Annotated in this window: 16 protein-coding genes; 10 read left to right on the top strand and 6 right to left on the bottom strand. The window is 68.3% G+C overall.

What is annotated here, in order from left to right; all coding sequences use genetic code 11:
- Positions 1 to 33 precede the first annotated feature (33 nt).
- Positions 34 to 726, bottom strand: coding sequence for a superoxide dismutase (locus MLG87_RS06775; RefSeq protein ID WP_243294425.1), 693 nt, complete (start codon positions 724 to 726; stop codon positions 34 to 36).
- 323 nt (positions 727 to 1,049) lie between these two features.
- Between MLG87_RS06775 and MLG87_RS06770 the strand changes: the two genes are divergently transcribed.
- Positions 1,050 to 2,132: a 3-deoxy-7-phosphoheptulonate synthase gene (locus MLG87_RS06770; protein WP_243294424.1), complete on the top strand. Its 1,083-nt coding sequence runs from the start codon at positions 1,050 to 1,052 to the stop codon at positions 2,130 to 2,132.
- Here the strand turns inward: MLG87_RS06770 and MLG87_RS06765 are convergent.
- The 3 genes from MLG87_RS06765 to MLG87_RS06755 all read right to left on the bottom strand — a co-directional run bounded on the left by MLG87_RS06765 (position 2,110) and on the right by MLG87_RS06755 (position 8,760).
- Positions 2,110 to 4,614 carry a Kelch repeat-containing protein gene (locus tag MLG87_RS06765; RefSeq protein ID WP_243294423.1) on the bottom strand — a complete coding sequence of 835 codons (2,505 nt, stop codon included), beginning with the start codon at positions 4,612 to 4,614 and terminating at the stop codon, positions 2,110 to 2,112. The genes MLG87_RS06770 and MLG87_RS06765 overlap by 23 nt on opposite strands.
- 387 nt (positions 4,615 to 5,001) lie before the next feature.
- Entirely contained in the window at positions 5,002 to 6,594 is a 1,593-nt protein-coding gene (locus MLG87_RS06760; RefSeq protein WP_243294422.1) for a methyl-accepting chemotaxis protein, read from the bottom strand.
- Positions 6,595 to 6,720: 126 nt separating this feature from the next.
- Entirely contained in the window at positions 6,721 to 8,760 is a 2,040-nt protein-coding gene (locus tag MLG87_RS06755; RefSeq protein ID WP_243294421.1) for a (Fe-S)-binding protein, read from the bottom strand.
- A 159-nt stretch (positions 8,761 to 8,919) separates the two neighbouring features.
- On the opposite strand from MLG87_RS06755, the gene MLG87_RS06750 reads away from it, so the two are divergent.
- The 6 genes from MLG87_RS06750 to MLG87_RS06725 all read left to right on the top strand — a co-directional run bounded on the left by MLG87_RS06750 (position 8,920) and on the right by MLG87_RS06725 (position 12,764).
- Positions 8,920 to 9,273: a 6-pyruvoyl trahydropterin synthase family protein gene (locus tag MLG87_RS06750; protein ID WP_243294420.1), complete on the top strand. Its 354-nt coding sequence runs from the start codon at positions 8,920 to 8,922 to the stop codon at positions 9,271 to 9,273.
- Positions 9,270 to 9,734 carry a signal peptidase I gene (gene lepB, locus MLG87_RS06745; RefSeq protein ID WP_243294419.1) on the top strand — a complete coding sequence of 155 codons (465 nt, stop codon included), beginning with the start codon at positions 9,270 to 9,272 and terminating at the stop codon, positions 9,732 to 9,734. Before MLG87_RS06750 ends, lepB begins: the two co-directional genes overlap by 4 nt.
- A gap of 26 nt (positions 9,735 to 9,760) precedes the next feature.
- Positions 9,761 to 11,020: a DUF418 domain-containing protein gene (locus tag MLG87_RS06740; protein WP_243294418.1), complete on the top strand. Its 1,260-nt coding sequence runs from the start codon at positions 9,761 to 9,763 to the stop codon at positions 11,018 to 11,020.
- 121 nt (positions 11,021 to 11,141) lie between these two features.
- On the top strand, positions 11,142 to 12,059 hold the full coding sequence (locus MLG87_RS06735; RefSeq protein WP_243294417.1) for a helix-turn-helix domain-containing protein: 918 nt from the start codon (positions 11,142 to 11,144) through the stop codon (positions 12,057 to 12,059).
- Between the two features lie 88 nt (positions 12,060 to 12,147).
- Complete coding sequence (locus MLG87_RS06730) at positions 12,148 to 12,300, top strand: hypothetical protein (RefSeq protein WP_243294416.1); 153 nt, start codon at positions 12,148 to 12,150, stop codon at positions 12,298 to 12,300.
- A gap of 125 nt (positions 12,301 to 12,425) precedes the next feature.
- Complete coding sequence (locus tag MLG87_RS06725) at positions 12,426 to 12,764, top strand: nuclear transport factor 2 family protein (RefSeq protein WP_341848582.1); 339 nt, start codon at positions 12,426 to 12,428, stop codon at positions 12,762 to 12,764.
- A gap of 10 nt (positions 12,765 to 12,774) precedes the next feature.
- Here MLG87_RS06725 and lon read toward each other — a convergent pair whose 3' ends face one another.
- Together lon and MLG87_RS06715 are read right to left on the bottom strand one after the other, a co-directional pair.
- Complete coding sequence (gene lon / locus MLG87_RS06720) at positions 12,775 to 15,171, bottom strand: endopeptidase La (protein ID WP_243294414.1); 2,397 nt, start codon at positions 15,169 to 15,171, stop codon at positions 12,775 to 12,777.
- Positions 15,168 to 15,581, bottom strand: coding sequence for an Hsp20/alpha crystallin family protein (locus tag MLG87_RS06715; protein ID WP_243294413.1), 414 nt, complete (start codon positions 15,579 to 15,581; stop codon positions 15,168 to 15,170). Before MLG87_RS06715 ends, lon begins: the two co-directional genes overlap by 4 nt.
- Before the next feature lie 113 nt (positions 15,582 to 15,694).
- Between MLG87_RS06715 and murA the strand changes: the two genes are divergently transcribed.
- The 3 genes from murA to MLG87_RS06700 all read left to right on the top strand — a co-directional run bounded on the left by murA (position 15,695) and on the right by MLG87_RS06700 (position 18,293).
- Positions 15,695 to 16,996, top strand: coding sequence for a UDP-N-acetylglucosamine 1-carboxyvinyltransferase (murA, locus tag MLG87_RS06710; RefSeq protein ID WP_243294412.1), 1,302 nt, complete (start codon positions 15,695 to 15,697; stop codon positions 16,994 to 16,996).
- Positions 16,997 to 17,033: 37 nt separating this feature from the next.
- The gene (locus tag MLG87_RS06705) at positions 17,034 to 17,723 is read left to right on the top strand and encodes a helix-turn-helix transcriptional regulator (RefSeq protein WP_243294411.1); all 690 of its coding nucleotides are present in this window, start codon (positions 17,034 to 17,036) and stop codon (positions 17,721 to 17,723) included.
- 66 nt (positions 17,724 to 17,789) lie between these two features.
- Entirely contained in the window at positions 17,790 to 18,293 is a 504-nt protein-coding gene (locus MLG87_RS06700; protein WP_243294410.1) for a DinB family protein, read from the top strand.
- The last annotated feature ends 69 nt before the right edge of the window (positions 18,294 to 18,362 follow it).

Raw genomic sequence — 18,362 nt, 5'->3', positions numbered from 1 at the left:
CAATTTTGTAAATTCCCCAGGGCGCCCCAAATTTCAGAAGCGCTTCTCGACCACGCGCCAGTCGATGAGGGGCTTCACGGCCTCCACGTACTTGGCCCGGCCCGTGGCCCCGTAGTCCTTCACGTAGGCGTGCTCCCACACGTCCACGACCAGGAGCGCCTGGGCCCCCACGGCGATGGCGTTCTCGTGGTCCTGGAACCAGGCGTTCAGGAGCCGGCCCGTGGTCGGGTCCTTGAGGAGGGCGCCCCAGCCGATGCCCGTCATGGTGCAGGTGGCCTTGAAGGCGGCCCACCAGGCGTCGAAGGAGCCCCAGGTGCCGGCGATGGCCTGGTGGAGGGGGTGCGATGCGCTGGGCTTGGCGGCGCTGGCGGACAGGGCCTCGAAATAGAGCTCATGGAGGCGCATGCCGCTGAACTCGAAGCCCAAGCGCCGGCGCAGCTCCTGCACCGCGGGGCCGGCCTTGCCCTCCCGCTCCGCGGCCAGCGTGTCCTTGAGAAGCGCGTTCGTGCGGCTCACGTAGCCCTTGTAGAGCGTCAGGTGCTCCGCCAGCAGATCTTTGCCGAGGCCGGGCAGACCCGTGCCGAAGTCGAAGGGCCGAGCGGCATAATCCGCCAGGGGATTTCCCGTGGGCTTCGCGTCCGTGGCGCCGGGGCCCAGCCCCTTGGCGTGCAGTCCGGCGCCCACGGCGCCGGCGGCGAGGGTTCCGAGAAGGGTGCGGCGATCCATGGCGGCTCCTTGGGAAGAAGCCCAGGCTAGTCCATGTCTCGACAAACATGGGATCGAACCTCAAAAAACATTCATTGATTGGATATCCGACGCATGGCGGACGCCCCTCCGGAATCCGGTCTTGCCTTGACGCCCCGCCGGCCCAGGTCCAGGATGGAGCACCTTCGGACCTCACCATGACGCCCCGCTTCCATCGCTATTATTGGTTCCCGCGCGCGGATCGCGCGTGGCACGGCGAGGGTCCAGCCTGATTCCTGGAACATCCCCATGACCACCCCGATCCGTTACCCGGATCGGGGTTTTTCTTTATCCCGGAAGGCCCCATGACCCACCAGGCGCTCGAGAACCTCAACATCGATTCCTTCGACCGGATGCCCTCGCCGGCGGAGATCCACGCGGCCCTGCCCGTCCCGGACGCCGTGGCCAGGACCGTGGCCAACGGCCGCCGCGACCTCCAGCGCATCCTCTCCCGGGAGGATCCCCGCCTCATGGTGGTGGTGGGGCCGTGCAGCATCCACGATCCCGTGGCGGGCCTCGACTACGCGCGGCGGCTCAAGGTCCTCTCGGACGAGGTCGCGGACACGCTGCTGCTGGTCATGCGGGTCTACTTCGAGAAGCCACGCACCGCCACGGGCTGGAAGGGCTTCATCAACGACCCCCGCATGGATGACTCGTTCCACATCGAGGAGGGCATGCGAAAGGCCCGGGAGTTCCTGCTCCGCATCGGAGAGATCGGACTCCCGGCGGCCACCGAGGCCCTGGATCCGAATACGCCCCAGTACATCGGCGACCTCATCAGCTGGACGGCCATCGGGGCCCGGACCTCCGAATCCCAGACCCACCGGGAGATGTCCAGCGGCCTGTCCACCCCCGTAGGCTTCAAGAACGCCACGGACGGCGACCTGGCCGCCGCCGTGAACGCCATCCTCTCGGCCTCGCGCCCCCACAGCTTCCTGGGCCTCAACGACCAGGGCTCGGCGGCCATCGTGCGCACGCGGGGGAACGCCTACGGCCATCTGGTGCTGCGCGGCGGCGGGGGCCGCCCCAACTACGACACCGTCAGCATCGCCCTGGCGGAAGAGGCCCTGCGCAAGGCCGGGCTACCGGGGAACATCGTGGTGGATTGCTCCCATGCCAACAGCCACAAGAACCCCCGCCTCCAGCCCCTGGTTCTCCAGGACTGCGCCCACCAGATCCGGCGCGGCAACGGGTCCATCGTCGGGGTCATGGTGGAGAGCTTCCTGGAAGAAGGCAACCAGCCCATCCCCTCGGACCTGTCCACCCTCCGCTACGGCTGCTCCGTCACCGACGCCTGCCTGGGTTGGGACGACACCGCCGCCATGCTGCGGGAGACCCAGAACCTACTCAAGGAGATCCTGCCGTCTAGGGCCTGTAGATCTCGGTGACCAGATCGCCACCAGGACCGAAAGCGACCATGACATCTCCGTTGGGGAAACGTATGGAGCGATGGCCTGCCCGTGGCAAGGCCAGGCTATCCGCCGGCGTCCAGACCTGCGTGGCGGGATCGTAGAGTTCCGCGCTGCCGAGGATGGCGTTGGAAGAATCCCTACCCCCCACCACCAGAACCTTGCCGTTCGCGAGGAGGTCGGCCGAATGGCCGCTGCGCGCCGATCCCATGGCGGAAGTCGGGAGCCAGCCGTTCGTCGCGGGATTGAAGACTTCAGCACTGTCCAAGGTTCCGGAAGCACCAGTCCCGCCTGTCACGAGCACCCTCCCATCCGACAGCAGCGTGGCCAGGTGGCCCCGGCGGGCCGTTCCAAGGGCGCCCACGGCGGTCCAGGTCTCTCCAGCAGGGTCGTAGAGTTCAGCGCTGGCGATGGGATCAGAGAAACTCCCACCACCGACCACCAACACCTTCCCGGTGGGAAGCAGGGCGGAGGTGTGGCCGACACGGGCGGTTCCGAGACTGGTGGTGGGTCGCCAAGTGGAGGTGGCGGGATCGTAGAGTTCGGCGCTCTTCAATTCGATGCCTCCGCCGTAACCTCCCACGACCAGGACCTTCCCGTTCGGGAGCAGCGTGGCCGTATGGCCGCGTCGCGTCTCGTTTAGATTGCCAACCGACGTCCAGGACCCTTCAGCAGGGTCGTAGAGCTCAGCGGTGGTGAAGCCTGGCTGCGACTGCGAGTCACCGCCCACCACCAGCACTTTCCCATCCGAGAGCAAGGTGGCTGTGTGACCCATGCGGGTCGTGCCCATGTTCTCCGCGGGCGTCCAGTATCCCGTTTCAGGGCTGGCGATTTCCGCATCGTTTAGGTTTCCTCGCGGGAAGTTCTCTCCTCCCGCGACCAGCGCCTGCCCGTTCGCGAGAAGGGTGGCTGTGTGGAACTCGCGGGGGGCCCGCGGTTGGCCGGCCAAGGGATTCCAGGTCCCGTCTCCCGGGTCGTAGATTTCGGAACTGGCGATGTCATAGAAGTACAGGGACCCGCGGCCGCCGGTCACCAGGACCGTCCCGTCCTGGAGCAGGGTGGCTTTATGGCCGAACCGCCCAGTCCCCAGGTTGCCGGCGGGTGTCCAGGTCGCCGCCATTGGGTCAAAGATGGCCGTGCTGAAGAGGAAATTGTCACGGCGTTCACCACCTGCCATCAGCACCCGGCCATCCGGGAGGAGGGTGGTCGTATGAAAGCGGCGTTCTGGCCCCATGGTGGCCGTGGGAGTCCAGGTCCCGGTCCCGGGATCGTAGATTTCGGCGCTGGACGTTTCCGAGACGAAGGTTGAACCTCCCGTCACGAGGACCTTCCCATCCGCGAGCAGCGTGGCCGCGCACTCGTTCCGCGCCAGGTTCAGGCTTCCGGTGGAAACCCAGGTGCCGTTCGCCGGGTCGTAGAGCTCCGTGGCGGGGTTGTCTTCGGAACCTCCGGCCACCAGGACCTTCCCGTCCAGCAGCCGCGTGGCCGTGTGGAAGGTCCGCGCGATCCCCATGCTGCCCGTGGGTGTCCAGGTTCCGGCGGCAGGGTCGTAGACTTCCGCGGTGGCCGTGTGACCACCTGCCGCGAGCACCTTCCCGTCCGGCAGCAGCGTGGCCGTGCAGGCGCTCCGCGAGGTTCCCGGTTTGCCCGTGGGATGCCAGGTTCCTGAGGCGGGGTTGTAGAGCTCGGCCGTGCCATTGCCTGCCACCAGCACCTGGCCGGTGCGGAGGAGGGTGGAGGTGTGCCAGCCCCGCGGATTCGCCATGCTGCCGACGAGGTTCCAATGGCCCGTCTCGGGATCGTAGACCTCGGCGCTGTTCCCGCCGCCGCCCGTCACCAGCACGCGGCCACTGGGGAGGCGCGTGGACTGGCAGGGGTACCTCGTGACGGAAGCACCTCCGTTCTTGACCAGCCAGGTGCCCGTCTGGATGGTGACCTTCCGAATGGAGGTGGCGTCATCCCCGGCCTGGTTCTGGACATCCACCTTCAGGTGGAAGGTGCCCGCCGATGGGCCCGCCGAGAAGCCGATCACATGGGTACCCTGCCCGGCGGTGATGCTGGCCCTGCCGTTGCCGGGAATGATGGACCAGAGGTAGGTCATCCCCTGCTGGTGGGGCACGCTGGCCTTCATCCAGGAGTCGCCGGGGTGGGTTCTCAAGGGCAGAGCCAGTTCAGCGTTGGGGCGGGGAACCACGGAGACGGAGGCGCTCCCGGAGCCGCTGCCGCCGAAGGCGGTGACGACCACCGTGGCGGTCAGGGTGGTGCCGGCCACACCGGCGGTGAAGGTGATGGCGGGGCTTCCCTGGCCTGAGGTGAGCGTTCCGCCGGTCAAGGTCCAGGCATAGACGGCCTTCGGCCCCCAGTCCGGGGTGCTCGCCACGAGCCCCGCCTTTCCTTCGGTGACGAAGGGAGCCAGGTACACCACCGGGTTCTCGGGCGGAGCCTGGGCTTTCATTGTCATCGTCTGCCCCGGGCCCACCTTCAGGTCCGTGGGCTGGGTGAGGACGGTGATCCCGGCCGGGGCCTCATCACCCCATAGGGCGCCACCCGCCACCCCCAGCGCCAGGAGCACGGACACACACAGGAGGCGAATGAGCGTCGCCGCGCGTCGACTGATTCTTGACCAGACCATTGGATACCCCCTGTGAATGGAAGTAGTTGGCGGCCGCCATGAGGACCACTGGCCCTCACTCATGATCAGTGATCATTGTAAAAACAAGTCTATAGGCGATTACAATATCACCTTCTTACATGAATATGCCATTCATCCCCAGGCGCAATGCTGATTTTTTCGCGTGCACCCTCGCCGGCCAGACTTTCCATCCAGCCATGGATCACGCTTGGGCCCTCACCCCTGGGTGGTATCGCGGGCGGGCCCCTCGAGCACGAAGGCCCTGGCGCTGTCGTCAAGGGCTGACGCCTGCGACGACAGGACCTCCGACGTGGCCGACATCTCCTCGGCGGCCGTCGCGTGCCGCTGCACCACCTGGGAGAGTTCCTCGAGGGCGCGGTTGACCTCGCGCACCGTATGGTCCTGGGCCATGGCGGCGTCGGCGAAGGCCTTCAGCTTCCGGGCGCTCCGAGTCACCTCGGGCGCCACGCGCGCGAGCAGCGCCTCGGCGCGCACGGCGATGCCCACGCTCCGGTCCGAGATGGCGCGGATCTCCTTGGCCCCCTCGCCGCTGCGCTCCGCGAGCTTCTGCACCTCAGCGGCCACCACCGCGAAGCCGCGTCCGTGGACGCCGGCGCGCGCCGCCTCGATGGCCGCGTTGAGGGCCAGGAGGTTGGTCTGGTAGGCGAGGTCCTCGACCATGCCGATCCGCTCGGCGATGTCGCGCATGGCCGCCGAGGTCTCCGCGGCGGCGCTGGTCCCGACCCGCACCTCCTCCGCCACGCCGGCGGCCCGTTCGCTCGCCTTCTTCGCATCCTCCGCGGCCCGGGCCGCGCCTGCGGCCAGCTCCTGCATGGAAGCGGTCAGCTCCTCCACCGAGGCCGCCTGCTCCGAGGAGCCCTCGCTCACCTCCTGTGCCGTGCCGTTCACCTGGGTGCTCACCTGCTTCACGACTTCGACCGAGTGTTGGAGGGTGGCCACCAGGGAGGCCACGGCCTCCCGCATGGCGCGCAGGGCGCTGGCCATGGCGCCGGTCTCGTCCTGCGCGGCCTCGAAGGCCTTCAGGGAATCGTCCTCCCGGAAATCGTAGCCGGCCAGGCGGCCGAGGCTGGCGGTGATCGCCAGGATGGGCCGCGCGATCCGGTGCCCGAAGTTCGCCCACACCGCCACCGTCACGACCAGGCACACGGCGACCACGGCGAGCAGCACCTGGGTGCGCTGCCGGATGTCGGCCAGGGCCGCCGTCCGCTCGGCGGCCAGGATCGCGTCGATGTCGTCCACGTAGTTGCCGGTGCCGATCACCCAGCCGAACGAGGGCACCAGGAGCGAATAGGCCCGCTTGGGCAACGGCACGCTTCCGCCCTGCTTGGGGAACCAGTAGTTGCTGTAGCCGCCGCCGCTGGTGCCGGCCTGGATGATGTCCCGCATGTACGGGGTGCCCTTCGGATCCACGGCGTCGATCCGGTTCTTGCCCTCGAGCCCGGGCTGGGTGGCGTGCACGACGTTCAGGCCGTCCACCGTGTCCGCCCAGAAGTACCCCTCCCCGTCGTACCGGAGGCTGCGCAGGAGATCGGCACCAAGCTGCTTCGCCTCGTCCGCCTTGATCTCGCCCCTCTGCTGCCGCTCGGCGATCGCCTTGAGCATGGATGCCGCTGTCTCGACCTCGAGGCGCGCCCGCCGGTCGTAGTCGGTGCGCAGGGTCTGCTCGAGCTGCTCGATGCGCTGCTCGGAGGTGCGCCGGCCCTCGATGATGAGGAAGGTCCCGAGCGCCAGGCCCGCGATCGAAGCCGTGGCGACCGTAAGGGAGATGATCTTCGCTGCGATGCGCATGCCTGGAGCCTCGTGAGCGGGGGCCCCATCATCTGATCACAGGGTTGGAGGCCGTGGTGACGAAACTTCCCCGGGGCGGGCCCGGGGCGCAGGACACGCCCCGGGCGGTAACCCTGGCCGGGTGGTTCAGGCCTTCAAGGCCTTGGCCGCCAGCTCCAGCACATCCGTGGTGGCCACGCCCTCGTGGTTGGTCTCGCCCGCTGCGTTGCTCAGCATGACGTTGCAGAAGGGGCAGCCCACGGCGATGGTGCTGGCCTTGGTCTCCAGGGCCTGCTCAAAGCGCTCATGGTTCACGCGCTTGCCCAGGTGCTCCTCCAGCCAGAAGCGGCCGCCGCCGGCGCCGCAGCACATGGTGGCTTCGCCGTGCTTCTCCATCTCCGTGAGCTTCACGCCGGGGATGGCGTCCAGGATGGCCCGGGGGGCCTCCACCTGGCCGTTGATGCGGCTGAGGTAGCAGGGGTCGTGGTAGGTGAGGTCCACGTCCACCTTCTGGTCGAGCTTGAGCTTGCCTTCCGACATCAGCTTGGCCACCAGCTCGGTGCCGTGCACCACCTCGAAGTCGCCGCCGAAGGCCGGATACTCGTTCTTCAGGGTGTTGAGGCAGTGGGGGCAGTTGGTGACGACCTTCTTCACGCCGTGGCCCTTGAGGGTCTCAATGTTGGCCTCGGTGGCGGACTGGTAGAGGTACTCGTTGCCCAGGCGGCGGGCGGACTCGCAGGTGCAGCTCTCCTCGGTGCCCAGGATGGCGAAGGAGACGTTGGCGGCCTTCAGCAGCTTCACCAGGGACTTGGACACCTTCTGTCCAGCCGCGTCGTAGCTGCCGGCGCAGCCCACCCAGAAGAGGTACTCGGCGTCGGGGTTCTCGGCGAAGGTTGGCACCTCCAGGCCCTCGGCCCACTTGGCGCGGTCCGCCTGGGGCAGGTTCCAGGGGTTGCCCTGGCGCTCCATGCCCTTGAAGGCGGTCTGGGCCTCGGCGGGGAAGTCGCTCTCCTCCAGGGTGAGGTAGCGGCGCATGCCCACGAGCTTGTCCACGAAGCTGATCTGCAGGGGGCAGGCCCACTCGCAGTAGCCGCAGCTGGTGCAGGCCCAGATGGTGTCCTGGCTGATCCAGCCCTCCAGCTGCTCCTTGCTCCAGGGGGCCACTTCATCATCGCGCTTCCAGTAGGAGCCCTCGGGCACGGGGCCGCCGATGAGCTTGCGGTCTTCGGGCACGGGCTTGTCCTGGCCCATCTGCTCGAGAGGCGTGGCCTTGAGGTAGTCGCGCAAGTCGTTGCCGAAATCCTTGGGGCGGAGCGGCTTCCCAGTCAGCGTCGTGGGGCAGTTCTCCAGGCAGCGGCCGCACTCCACGCAGGTGTAGAAGTCCAGCATCTGCTTCCAGCTGAAGTCCTGGATCCGGTTGATGCCGAAGTGCTCGGCCTCCAGGTCCATGGGCTTGAGGTTCTTCTGGGGCTCGAGCTCGCGGAAGTAGATGTTGAAGAGGCTGGTGAAGACGTGGAAGTGCTTGGAGTAGGGCAGGAAGTTGGCGAAGAAGTAGAGGACGGCCAGGTGCAGCCACCACATGGTCTTGTAGAGAACCTCGAGCCCCGTCTGGCTCAGGCCGCCGAGCAGGCTGGCCACGGCCACGCCCGCAGGGGACCAGGCCTTCCAGGCCTCGGCTTTCCCCATGGCCACGAAGGCACCGTCCGCCAGGAGGTCCGTGACCATGAGGCCGCCGATGAGGCTCAGGGTGGCCCAGGCGTCCCAGGAGTTCTCCAGGCGCCAGGGCTTGGCGGCCAGGCGGCGGAAGGTGGCCAGACCCAGGCCCAGGAGCACCAGCACCTCGAAGATGTCCTTGGTGGCCTGGTAGCCGAGGCCGAAACCACCGAGGGCTTCGGTCATGTGCCATCCGAAGAGGCCCTCCAGCACCAGCCCGATGGTGCGCAGGGACAGGACGCAGAAGCCCCAGAAGATGAGGATGTGGTAGAAACCCGCGTATTTGTCGCGGACCATCCGCTTCTGCATCAGCGCGAGGGTGAAGACACCCTTCAGGCGCACCCAGGGCTGGTCGAAGCGGTTGTCCGGCAGGCCCGCCTTCAGGGTGGCGAGGCGCAGGCGGATGGTCCACGCGAAGAACCCGCCCGCGGCCAGGGTCATGATCCAGAACAGCGCGATTTCCAGGGCCTTCATGGCGGTCCCTCCAGCAGTCAAGGTTCAGCTCGTCCCTCGGCGAAGAGCCGGAGGCCGATCATTGTCTCACCCGGTTATCAGGTATGCGGTCGAAGGCCCAGTGTAGCCGTGCCCATGACAAACTGAAGGCCCGACCTGGAGTCAGTTTCCGGAGCCCCCTTGAGTCCCGCCACCCCCCTGATCTTCGAAGCCGCCGTGACCCGACCCCTGTCGGTGGTGTTCCGCACGGGCGAGGCCTGGGAGGGCCACGACTACACCGTGGAGGTGGTGGCCACCCGCCCGGGCCTGGACGGATTCGACGTGGTGGTGGACTTCCGGGATCTGGAAGCGGCCCTGGACCGCAGCCTGACGCCCCTGCAGGGGAAGCTCCTCTCGGAGCTGGACCTGGACGGCCCCCAGGCCCTGGCCCGGCGGCTGCTGGTCGAGCTGGCCCCCTTCGTCCCCGCCCCCGCCCGCCTCAAGGAAATCGCGCTGACGGACGGGCGGGGAAGGCGGCTGGCCCTCCGCCCGTGAAGCCCTGGATCCCCCTGGCCGCCTTGGCCCTGGCCCTGTCGCCCCTGGCCGTCGTCCACCCAGTGCGGGTCTCGGGGCACAGCATGGAGCCCGCGCTCCGCGACGGCGACCTGCGCTGGGCCCTGCGGGCCTGGGCCAGCCACGGGCCCCGGAGGGGGGAGGTCTGGGTCGTGGCGGGCCCCCACGGATCCTCCGTGAAGCGGGTACTGGGACTTCCCGGCGAGACGCTGAGCTGGGACGGCCCGGACCTCCGGATCGACGGCCAGCGCCTGGAGGAGCCCTGGGTCGTCCATCCTGAGCGGGGCGGGGCGGGGCGCCAGGCCTGCGGGGCCGGCTACCTGGTCCTGGGCGACAACCGCCCCGACAGCCAGGATGGGCGGACCTGGGGTCCGCTCCCGGCCCGATCCCTCCAGGGGAGGCTCCTCGGTTCGGGCCTCGCGGGGCAACCGGACTCCCGATAGGCTTCCGTCCATTCCCAGGAGTCCGCATGGATCATCTCGAGGCCCGGCCGGTGTCCCAAGCCGAGCGGCTGGGCCACCTGGACGCCCTCCGGGGCGCGGCCCTGTTCGGCGTCCTCCTCATGAACATGCCATGGTTCTTCGCGCCCGAGGCGCGGGTCCAGTCCCTCCGGGAATCCTGGCCCAGTCTCGCCGACGGGATGACGGCCTTCCTGAGCACCGTCTTTCTGGCCGGGAAGGCCATGACCCTCTTCTCGATGCTCTTCGCCGTGGGCCTGAGCATTCAGAAGGAGCGGATCGAAGCGCGGGGCGAGGCCTTCGGCCCTTTCATCCGGCGCCGGCTCGCGGTCCTCTTCGGGTTCGGCATCCTGCACATCCTCCTGCTCTGGATGGGGGACATCCTCCATGCCTACGCGCTGTGCGGCTTCCTCCTGCTGCCCTTTCTGGGAAGGCGGGTCCGCACCGTCTGGATCTGGACCGCTTCCCTCTGGGGGCTGGGGCTGGGGATCGCGCTGGTCGTCTCAGTCTTCCACCTGCGGCGAGGGGCCCCGCCGACGCCCTCCGCCTCCGAGCTGGCCGCAGCCCGTGCCTGGACCAGCCAGTGCCTGGCCACCTACGGGCAGGGTTCCTGGTGGCAGATCCTCGTCTTCCGTCTCCGGGACTGGTTCCATGACGCCGGCGGCCTGCTCCTCGGTGGGCTCGGATACTCCATCCTGAACTTCCTCGTCGGACTCGGAATCTGGAAGTCGGGCCTCCTGAAGGATCCAGCCGCCCACCTCCCCCTGCTCCGCCGGGTCGCCAAGGGGGGCTTGGCCCTGGGCATCCTCCTGGGCCTCGGGTGGGCCGGCCGGGACACGCCTCCGGCCAGGGCCTGGGCCCTCGCCCACTGGTCCATCTCCCGCTGGCTGCTGCCGCTCCGCGCCCTCACCACCCTCCAGCCCATGATCCTGGCCCTCGGGTACGGGGCCGGCTTCCTGCTGCTTTGGCAGGATGGGACCTGGCGCCGCCGGCTTCGGATCCTGACCTGGCCGGGGCGCATGGCCTTCACGAACTACCTGGCCCAGAGCCTCGTCATGACGGCCATCTTCTACCACTGGGGCCTGGGCCTCTACGACCGCATGGGTCTTGCCTCCGCCACCCTGCTCGGGGTCGTGGTCTACGGGATGCAGGTCCTGGCCAGCCGGTGGTGGCTCGCGCGATTCCAGTTCGGCCCCTTGGAGTGGATCTGGCGCTCCCTGAGCTATGGACAGACCCAGCCCTTCCGCCTGCGCGGACCGGCCGCCGGGTAACCAGCCGGGGGGTCCGGGGATGTCGGTGGACCAGGCGATGATCCAAGGCGCACATCTGTCGTGACAGGATGACCCGGAAACCCGGCTCACCGCCTCCCCGAGGGTGCACTAGGATGAAGGCATGCCGGGTCGCCCTGACATTCCCGTCGCCTTCCGGGGCCTGTACGACAGCCCCCTCGTCAGCGTCCGGGAATACCGCTGCCATGCCTGCGGCGGCGGCCCCGGGCCCGAAGAGGCCTCCGACGCCAACACGCTCGTTCTCATGCGGCATGGCGCCTTCTGCCGGCATTTCGGCCGGAGCCACGCCACCGCGGACGTCAACCAGGCGGTCTTCTTCTCGAAGGGATCCACGTACCGCGTGAGCCACCCGGTGGATGGCGGAGACAGGGGCACGGTGTTCGCCGTCGCGCCGCGCGTCCTCCAGGACATCATCCGGGAGCTGGATCCCACCGTGGATGACCGGCCGGAGCAACTCTTCCCCTTCGTGTCCGGCCCCTGTGAGTCGACGGTCTTCTGGAGGCACCGAGAGCTGGTGCGGCGCCTGGAGGCGGGGGCCGAGGCCCTGGAACCCTTCTGGGTCGATGTCACGGCCCTCCAGATCGTGGCCGACACCCTCGAGGCGGCCTTCGCCCAGCAAGGCCATCCCCGTCGCCGTCGCCGGGAAGGCACGGAAGCCGATCACACGGCCCTCGCCGAGGCGGCCAAGAGCCACCTCGCGGCCCGGCTGGGGGAACGCCTCACCCTCGACGAGGTGGCCCAGGCCGTCCACGCCTCGCCCTTCCACTTCGCCCGCGTTTTCCAGCAGCGCACCGGGATTTCCATCCATCGCTACCTCACCCTGCTGCGCCTCAGGGCCTCGCTGGAACGCCTGGCGGGGGGCGAGGAGGATCTGACCGTCCTGGCCCTGGATCTCGGCTTCTCCAGCCACAGCCACTTCGCGGACGCCTTCCGGAAGGAATTCGGCCGGACGCCTTCAGAGGTGCGCAAGAACGCCAGCCTCCGGACGCTGCACCAAATGAGCAAGAATCTGGAAGTTTGAGACTCCCCCCATTCCTACCTTTGTTCTCACGGGGTTCGAGCCCGGCGGCCATGGTGGCCTCACGCCAAACCTCGCGAGGAGAAGGTCCATGAGCATCGAAAAGTGCCCCGTGTGCGACTGGGACATGAAGGACGGCGGGATCAAGGTGCGGGTGGCGGGCAAGGAGCTCACCGTCTGCTGCGACGAGTGCGCCGCCAAGGTCAAGGCGAACCCCAGCGCCTACGCCACCATGGCCAAGTAGGCGCCCCTGAATGCCAGGGCCCGGATCCACCCGGACCGGGCCCTCCCTTTTCCATGGGAAAACGCATGCCCTCAACTCACGAACAGATCATCCGCCGCGTCTACGAGGCCTTCAACCGATGAGACATCCCCGCGATCCTCGGATCCTTCGCCCCCGACATCGAATGGGTGGCCGCGGACCATTCCCCCTTGGCCGATCACAGCCCCTATCGAGGCCTGGAAGCGGTAAGAGATGGCGTCTTCGCCCGCATCGGCACCCATTTTGAACTGATGATCCGCGTCGACGACCTCCTGGAGGCAGGCGATCGGATCATCATGCTCGGGTACTACGAAGGAAGCCCCAAAGCCACCGGCAGGCGGTTCCACGCCCAAGTGGCCCACGTCTGGACCCTGACCCAGGGCAAGGTCCGACGCTTCCAGCAGTACACGGACACCTTCCAGCTGGCGGAGGCCCTCAAACCCTGAACCTTCAGCCTCAGGGGCCTTCTTCCAGGACCGCGCCGAGCGCCTCGTACACCTGGTCGATCCAGAGGATCTGCAGGCGCTCCCGGGCCAAGGAAGGAATATCCTCCAGCTCCTTCCGGTTGCGGGAGGGCAGCAGGACCCGGGTGATTCCGGAGCGCAGGGCCGCCAGCACCTTTTCCTTGATGCCGCCCACCGGCAGGACGAGACCCCGCAGGGAGATCTCTCCGGTCATGGCCGTGTCGCTCCGGACGGAGCGTCCCGTGAACAGAGAGACCAGCGCGACGAACATGGCAATGCCGGCACTGGGTCCGTCCTTGGGCGTCGCGCCTGCGGGCACGTGGATGTGGACATCCAGGCGCTCGAAGTCCTCGCCCGCCAGGCCCAGCTCGCCCATGTGCCCCTTCAAGAGAGACAGGGCGGCCTGGGCGCTCTCCTTCATCACGTCGCCCAGTTGCCCGGTCAAGAGGAGCTTGCCACTGCCCGGCATGCGGGCGGCTTCGATGAACAGGATGTCGCCGCCCACGGGGGTCCAGGCGAGCCCCGTGGCCACGCCCGGCCTCCCCGAGCGCATGGCGCTCTCCGACTCGAACCGGGACGGACCGAGGATCTCGCCCAGATCCTCCGGCTTCACATGGACGGTCTCCAGCCTGCCTTCGGCGACGCCCATGGCCACGTGGCGGAGCACGGACCCGATCTCCCGCTCCAGGTTGCGCACGCCGGCCTCCCGCGTGTAGTCGCGGACGATGGCGGTGAGGGCCCCCTCCTCGAAGGCGCAATGCGGCGCCGTCAGCCCGTTGGTGGCCAGCTGCCGCCCCACCAGGTAGCGGCGCGCGATCTCGAGCTTCTCCTCCTCGGTGTAGCCGGGGAGCTGGATCACCTCCATGCGGTCGCGGAGCGGCCCGGGAATGGTCTCCAGCACATTGGCCGTGCCGATGAACATCACATGCGACAGATCGAAGGGGAGACCCAGGTAGTTGTCGCGGAAGGTGCTGTTCTGCTCCGGATCCAGGGCTTCCAGCAGGGCTGAGGCGGGATCGCCGTGGAATCCCCCGGCGCCCAGCTTGTCCATCTCATCCAGCATGAACACCGGGTTGCGTGTGCCTGCGTTGTGGATGCCCTGGATGATGCTTCCCGGCAGGGCGCCGATGTAGGTGCGCCGGTGGCCGCGGATCTCGGCCTCATCGTGGACGCCGCCCAGGCTCGCATGCACGAACTTCCGCCCGGTGGCGTGGGCGATGCTCTGTCCGAGCGAGGTCTTCCCCACCCCCGGCGGACCGACGAAGCAGAGGATGGGGCTCTTCCCGCCGGGGTTGAGCTTGCGGATCGCCAGGTACTCGAGCATGCGCTTCTTGACCTTCTCCAGGCCGTAGTGGTCCACGTCCAGGATCTTCCGCGCCTCGGAGATATCAATGCCGGCCTCGCTTTCGCGGGACCAGGGCAGCTCGGTCAGCCAGTCCAGATAGGTTCGGATCATGGAATATTCGGCCGCCGAATCCGGCATGCGCTGCAGGCGCTTCAGCTCCTTGCGGGCCTGCTTCTCGACGTCTTCCGGCATCTTCGCGTCGACGATGGCCTTCGCGACCGCCTCCAACTCCGCCGCCGTCTCGTCCGTGTCCCCGAGCTCCTTCTGGATCTGTTTCAGCTGCTCGCGCAGGAGGAATTCACGCTGCTGGGCATTCATGGCTTCCCGCGTCTGCTCGGTGATCTTGCGGGACATGTGGATCACTTCCAGGGCGTGGGCCATGCGCGCCAGCACTTTGTCCAGCCGCTCCCGCACATCGAAGGTCTCGAGGATCTCCTGCTTGTCCTGGGCCTTGATGTCCATCAGCCCGGTCACCAGGTCAGCGGCAGGTCCGGGCGCGTTGAGCTGCCGGATGGCGTTGATCAGCTCCAGGGGCGGCATGGGGAGGGCTTCGGCGTATTCCTGCACCTGCTGGCGCAGGGTGACGAGCCGGGCTTCCAGGGCGCTGGACAGGGTCTCGTCTTCGTGGACCCGGTCGATGCGGGCGGCCAGAAAGGGCCACCCTTCGAGGAATTCGAGCACCCGGAAGCGCTGTTCGCCGTGGCAGATGAGATGGTGGGATCCATCCGGCGTCGTGATGAACCGGAGGATCTGGGCCAGGGTTCCGACCTGATAGAGGCCTTCCGGACCCGGCTCATCCTCGGCCGGATCCCGCTGCAGCAGGAACCCCAACACGCGCTCCGCCTTGATGGCCTCCTGCGCCGCGATGGCGGATGGCTGCCCCTGGCCGATGCTCACCACCGTCACCATGCCGGGGAAGAGATCGAGCTTCCGCACGGCGATGATGGCCGTGGCATCCTTCGGAAGGCCGGGCACCGACAACAGCTCCGGCTCCGCCTCTCCCCTGGGTTCGCGGTTGGCCCGCGATCCATGGTTCCTGTTCATGGGCCTTCAACCTTCCGGAACGTGAGGAACAGGCAGCCGTCGCACCATTCATTCCGGACGATCTCGAGCCCCGGCGGCAGGCCTTCGATCCGGCGCTCGAAGTGGCCATGGGGGATCTCCACGCGGTGGATGGCACCGACGCGCTCCTTCCACGGAACGGGAAGGTCTCCGCTGATCACCAGGTCCGCCCCTTCCCAGAGCACCTTCAGGCTGTCGACGGACCTGCCGGGCAGCGCCACCACGACGCGCAGACCCCCCTCGCACTCGAAGATGTCCACCGGCGGTTCCCAGGCCGGGCGCGGCGACGAGGACCGGCTCACGTGAAAGAACTGCTTCTGCAGGCGCTCGGCCTCGTTCAGCACCTCGAGGGCGCGGGTCCACATCCAGGTTCGGGGGTCGCCGGGTTTCATGGTGGAAGCACCGGGGTAAACCTTCAGGGCCGCCCTCCGCCCCACCCCACTTCAAGCATGGTGATCCGTCCCCCCTCCGCAAGGTTGGGCTACGCTGGAAGGCTGGAGTTTCGATGGACCGACTGGTGATCCAAGGTGGACATCCCCTGCGGGGGCGCATCCGGGTGTCGGGGGCGAAAAACGCCGCCCTGCCCTGCTTGGCCGCGGCGCTGCTGACGCCGGAAGCTGTCGTATTGTCCAACCTGCCCGCGGTGGCGGACATCCGCACCATGGTGAAGGTGCTCCAGGCCCTGGGCACCGAGGCCGCGCTGGAGCCCGAGGGCGAGGGCTTCGAGCTGACGGCGAAGCTGGCCTGCGGAGGCAGCGACGATCCCAAGGCCCCTTACGAGCTGGTGAAGACCATGCGGGCCTCCATCCTGGTGCTGGGGCCCCTCCTCGCCCGCTTCGGGAAGGCCACCGTGAGCCTGCCCGGCGGCTGCGCCATCGGGGCCCGCCCCGTGAACCTGCACCTGGAGGCCCTGGAGCGCATGGGCGCCGTGATCGAGATCAGCCACGGCTACATCCACGCCTCGGTGAAGGGCCGGCTCAAGGCCATCGATCACGCCTTCGCCAAGGTGAGCGTGGGCGCCACCGAGAACATCCTCATGGCCGCGGCCCTGGCGGAGGGCACCACAGTCCTGCGCAACGCCGCCCAGGAGCCGGAGATCGGCGACCTGGCCCGGCTCCTCGTCAAGATGGGCGCGCAGATCGAGGGCATCGGCACGGGCACCCTCACCATCACCGGCGTTGAGCGGCTCCACGGCTGCGAGCACGCCGTCATCCCCGACCGCATCGAGGCGGGCACCTACCTGTGCGCCGTGGCCGCCGCCTGCGGCGACGTGGTGCTGGACCGCTGTGAGCCCGAGCACCTGCGGGCCCTGCTGGACCTGCTGGAGCGCTCGGGCTGCGTCATCACCGAACGCGAGGGGCAGGACGGCCGCCAGCTCCGCATCCAGCGCGAGTGCGGCCAGAAGCTGCGCTCCAAGGACGTCACCACCCTGCCCTTCCCCGGCTTCCCCACGGACCTGCAGGCCCAGGTGATGGCCGTCATGACCCAGGCCTGCGGCATCAGCGTCATCAACGAGGGCATCTTCGAGAACCGCTTCCAGCATGCCATGGAGCTGGAGCGCCTGGGCGCCAACCTGCGCACGGACGGCCACACGGCCATCGTGGCCGGCCCCGCGGAGCTGACGGGTTGCACGGTCATGGCCACGGACCTCCGGGCCAGCGCCGCCCTGGTCATCGCCGGCCTCGTGGCCAAGGGCGAGACCATCGTGGACCGCATCTACCACCTGGACCGCGGCTACGCCGGCCTGGAGAAGAAGCTCCAGGGCGTGGGCGCCCGCATCGAGCGCGTGGGTGGCGGCCGGGTCTAGGCCTGGTCCGGACCGACGCCCCAGATCTCCGATCCTCATGCGCCGCGCCGACCGCCTGTTCCAGATCGTCCAATTGCTTCGGCGCGACCGCATCAGCACCGCGGCGAAGCTCTCCCGGGAGCTCGGCGTCAGCGAGCGCACCCTCTACCGGGACATCGCCGACCTCATGGCCTCCGGCGTGCCCATCGAGAGCGAGGCCGGGGTGGGCTACAGCCTGCCGCGCCACTTCGACCTGCCGCCCTTCATGTTCAACGCGGAGGAGGCTGAGGCCCTGCTCCTGGGGGCGCGTGTCGCGGCGGCCTGGGGTGATCCCTCGCTCCGGACGGCGGCGGAGAGCCTGCTCCGGAAGGTGGAGGCCGTCCTGCCACCGGGCCGGCGGACGGCCCTTTCTGATCTCCCCTTCCTGGTCCCCGACTTCCACGTGCCGCCCGAGACCGCCCGCTTCCTCGGGGACCTCCGCCAGGGCCTCCGCGAGCAGCGCCGGGTCCGGATCACCTACGCCCGGGCGGACGGGACGGGCTCGGTGCGGGTGGTGCAGCCCCTGGGCGTGATCTTCTGGGGATACCGCTGGCACCTGGCAGCCTGGTGCGAGCTTCGAGAGGCGCTGCGGACCTTCCGTGTGGATCGCATCCAGGCCAGCGAGCTGCTGGAGCCCTTCGAGGCGGTGGCCGGCCGGGGCCTGGAGGACTACCTGGGAAAAATGAAGACAGAAAAGAACAATCTCTGAACACTCCTGCCACCAGGCTGTCAGGAGCCGGCGTCATGATGGTCCTCCACCACCCAAGGAGCCCCCATGGCCCTCGCCAAAGCCCTCCTCCCCGAGTTCGAACACGAAACGGCCACCCTGCGCCGCGTGATCGAGCGCATCCCCGCGGATCGGATGGACTACCGTCCGCACCCCAAGTCCTTCACGCTCCATGACCTGGCGAACCACCTGGTCACGATCCCGGGGTGGACCATCACCACCCTGAAGGAGACGGAGCTGGACTTCGGTCTGCCCGAGACCCGGGCGAAGCAACCCAAGCCGAGCGCGACCACCGAGGGGCTGCTGCGCACCCTGGACGCGGCCGTGGAGGGCGCGCTGAAGGCGCTGAACCAGGCCTCCGACGAGGATTTCCAGGTCGTCTGGACCCTCAAGAACGAAGGGCAGGTCCTCTTCGCCATGCCGCGCATCGCGGTCTACCGCGGCTTCGTCATGAACCACCTCGTCCACCACCGGGCCCAGGTCGCCGTCTACCTGCGCATGCTTGACGTGCCGGTTCCTTCCATCTACGGCCCCAGCGCCGACGAGGGCTGAGCCGGAAGGGACGCAACCTCCGGCGAGGCTGTCCTGGCCTCACCGGAGGGCTTCCCGCCCATCCCTGTG

The sequence above is a fragment of the Geothrix mesophila genome (assembly GCF_022808835.1).
Lineage (GTDB): Bacteria > Acidobacteriota > Holophagae > Holophagales > Holophagaceae > Geothrix > Geothrix paludis.
This window is presented reverse-complemented; position numbering and strand designations above follow the sequence as displayed.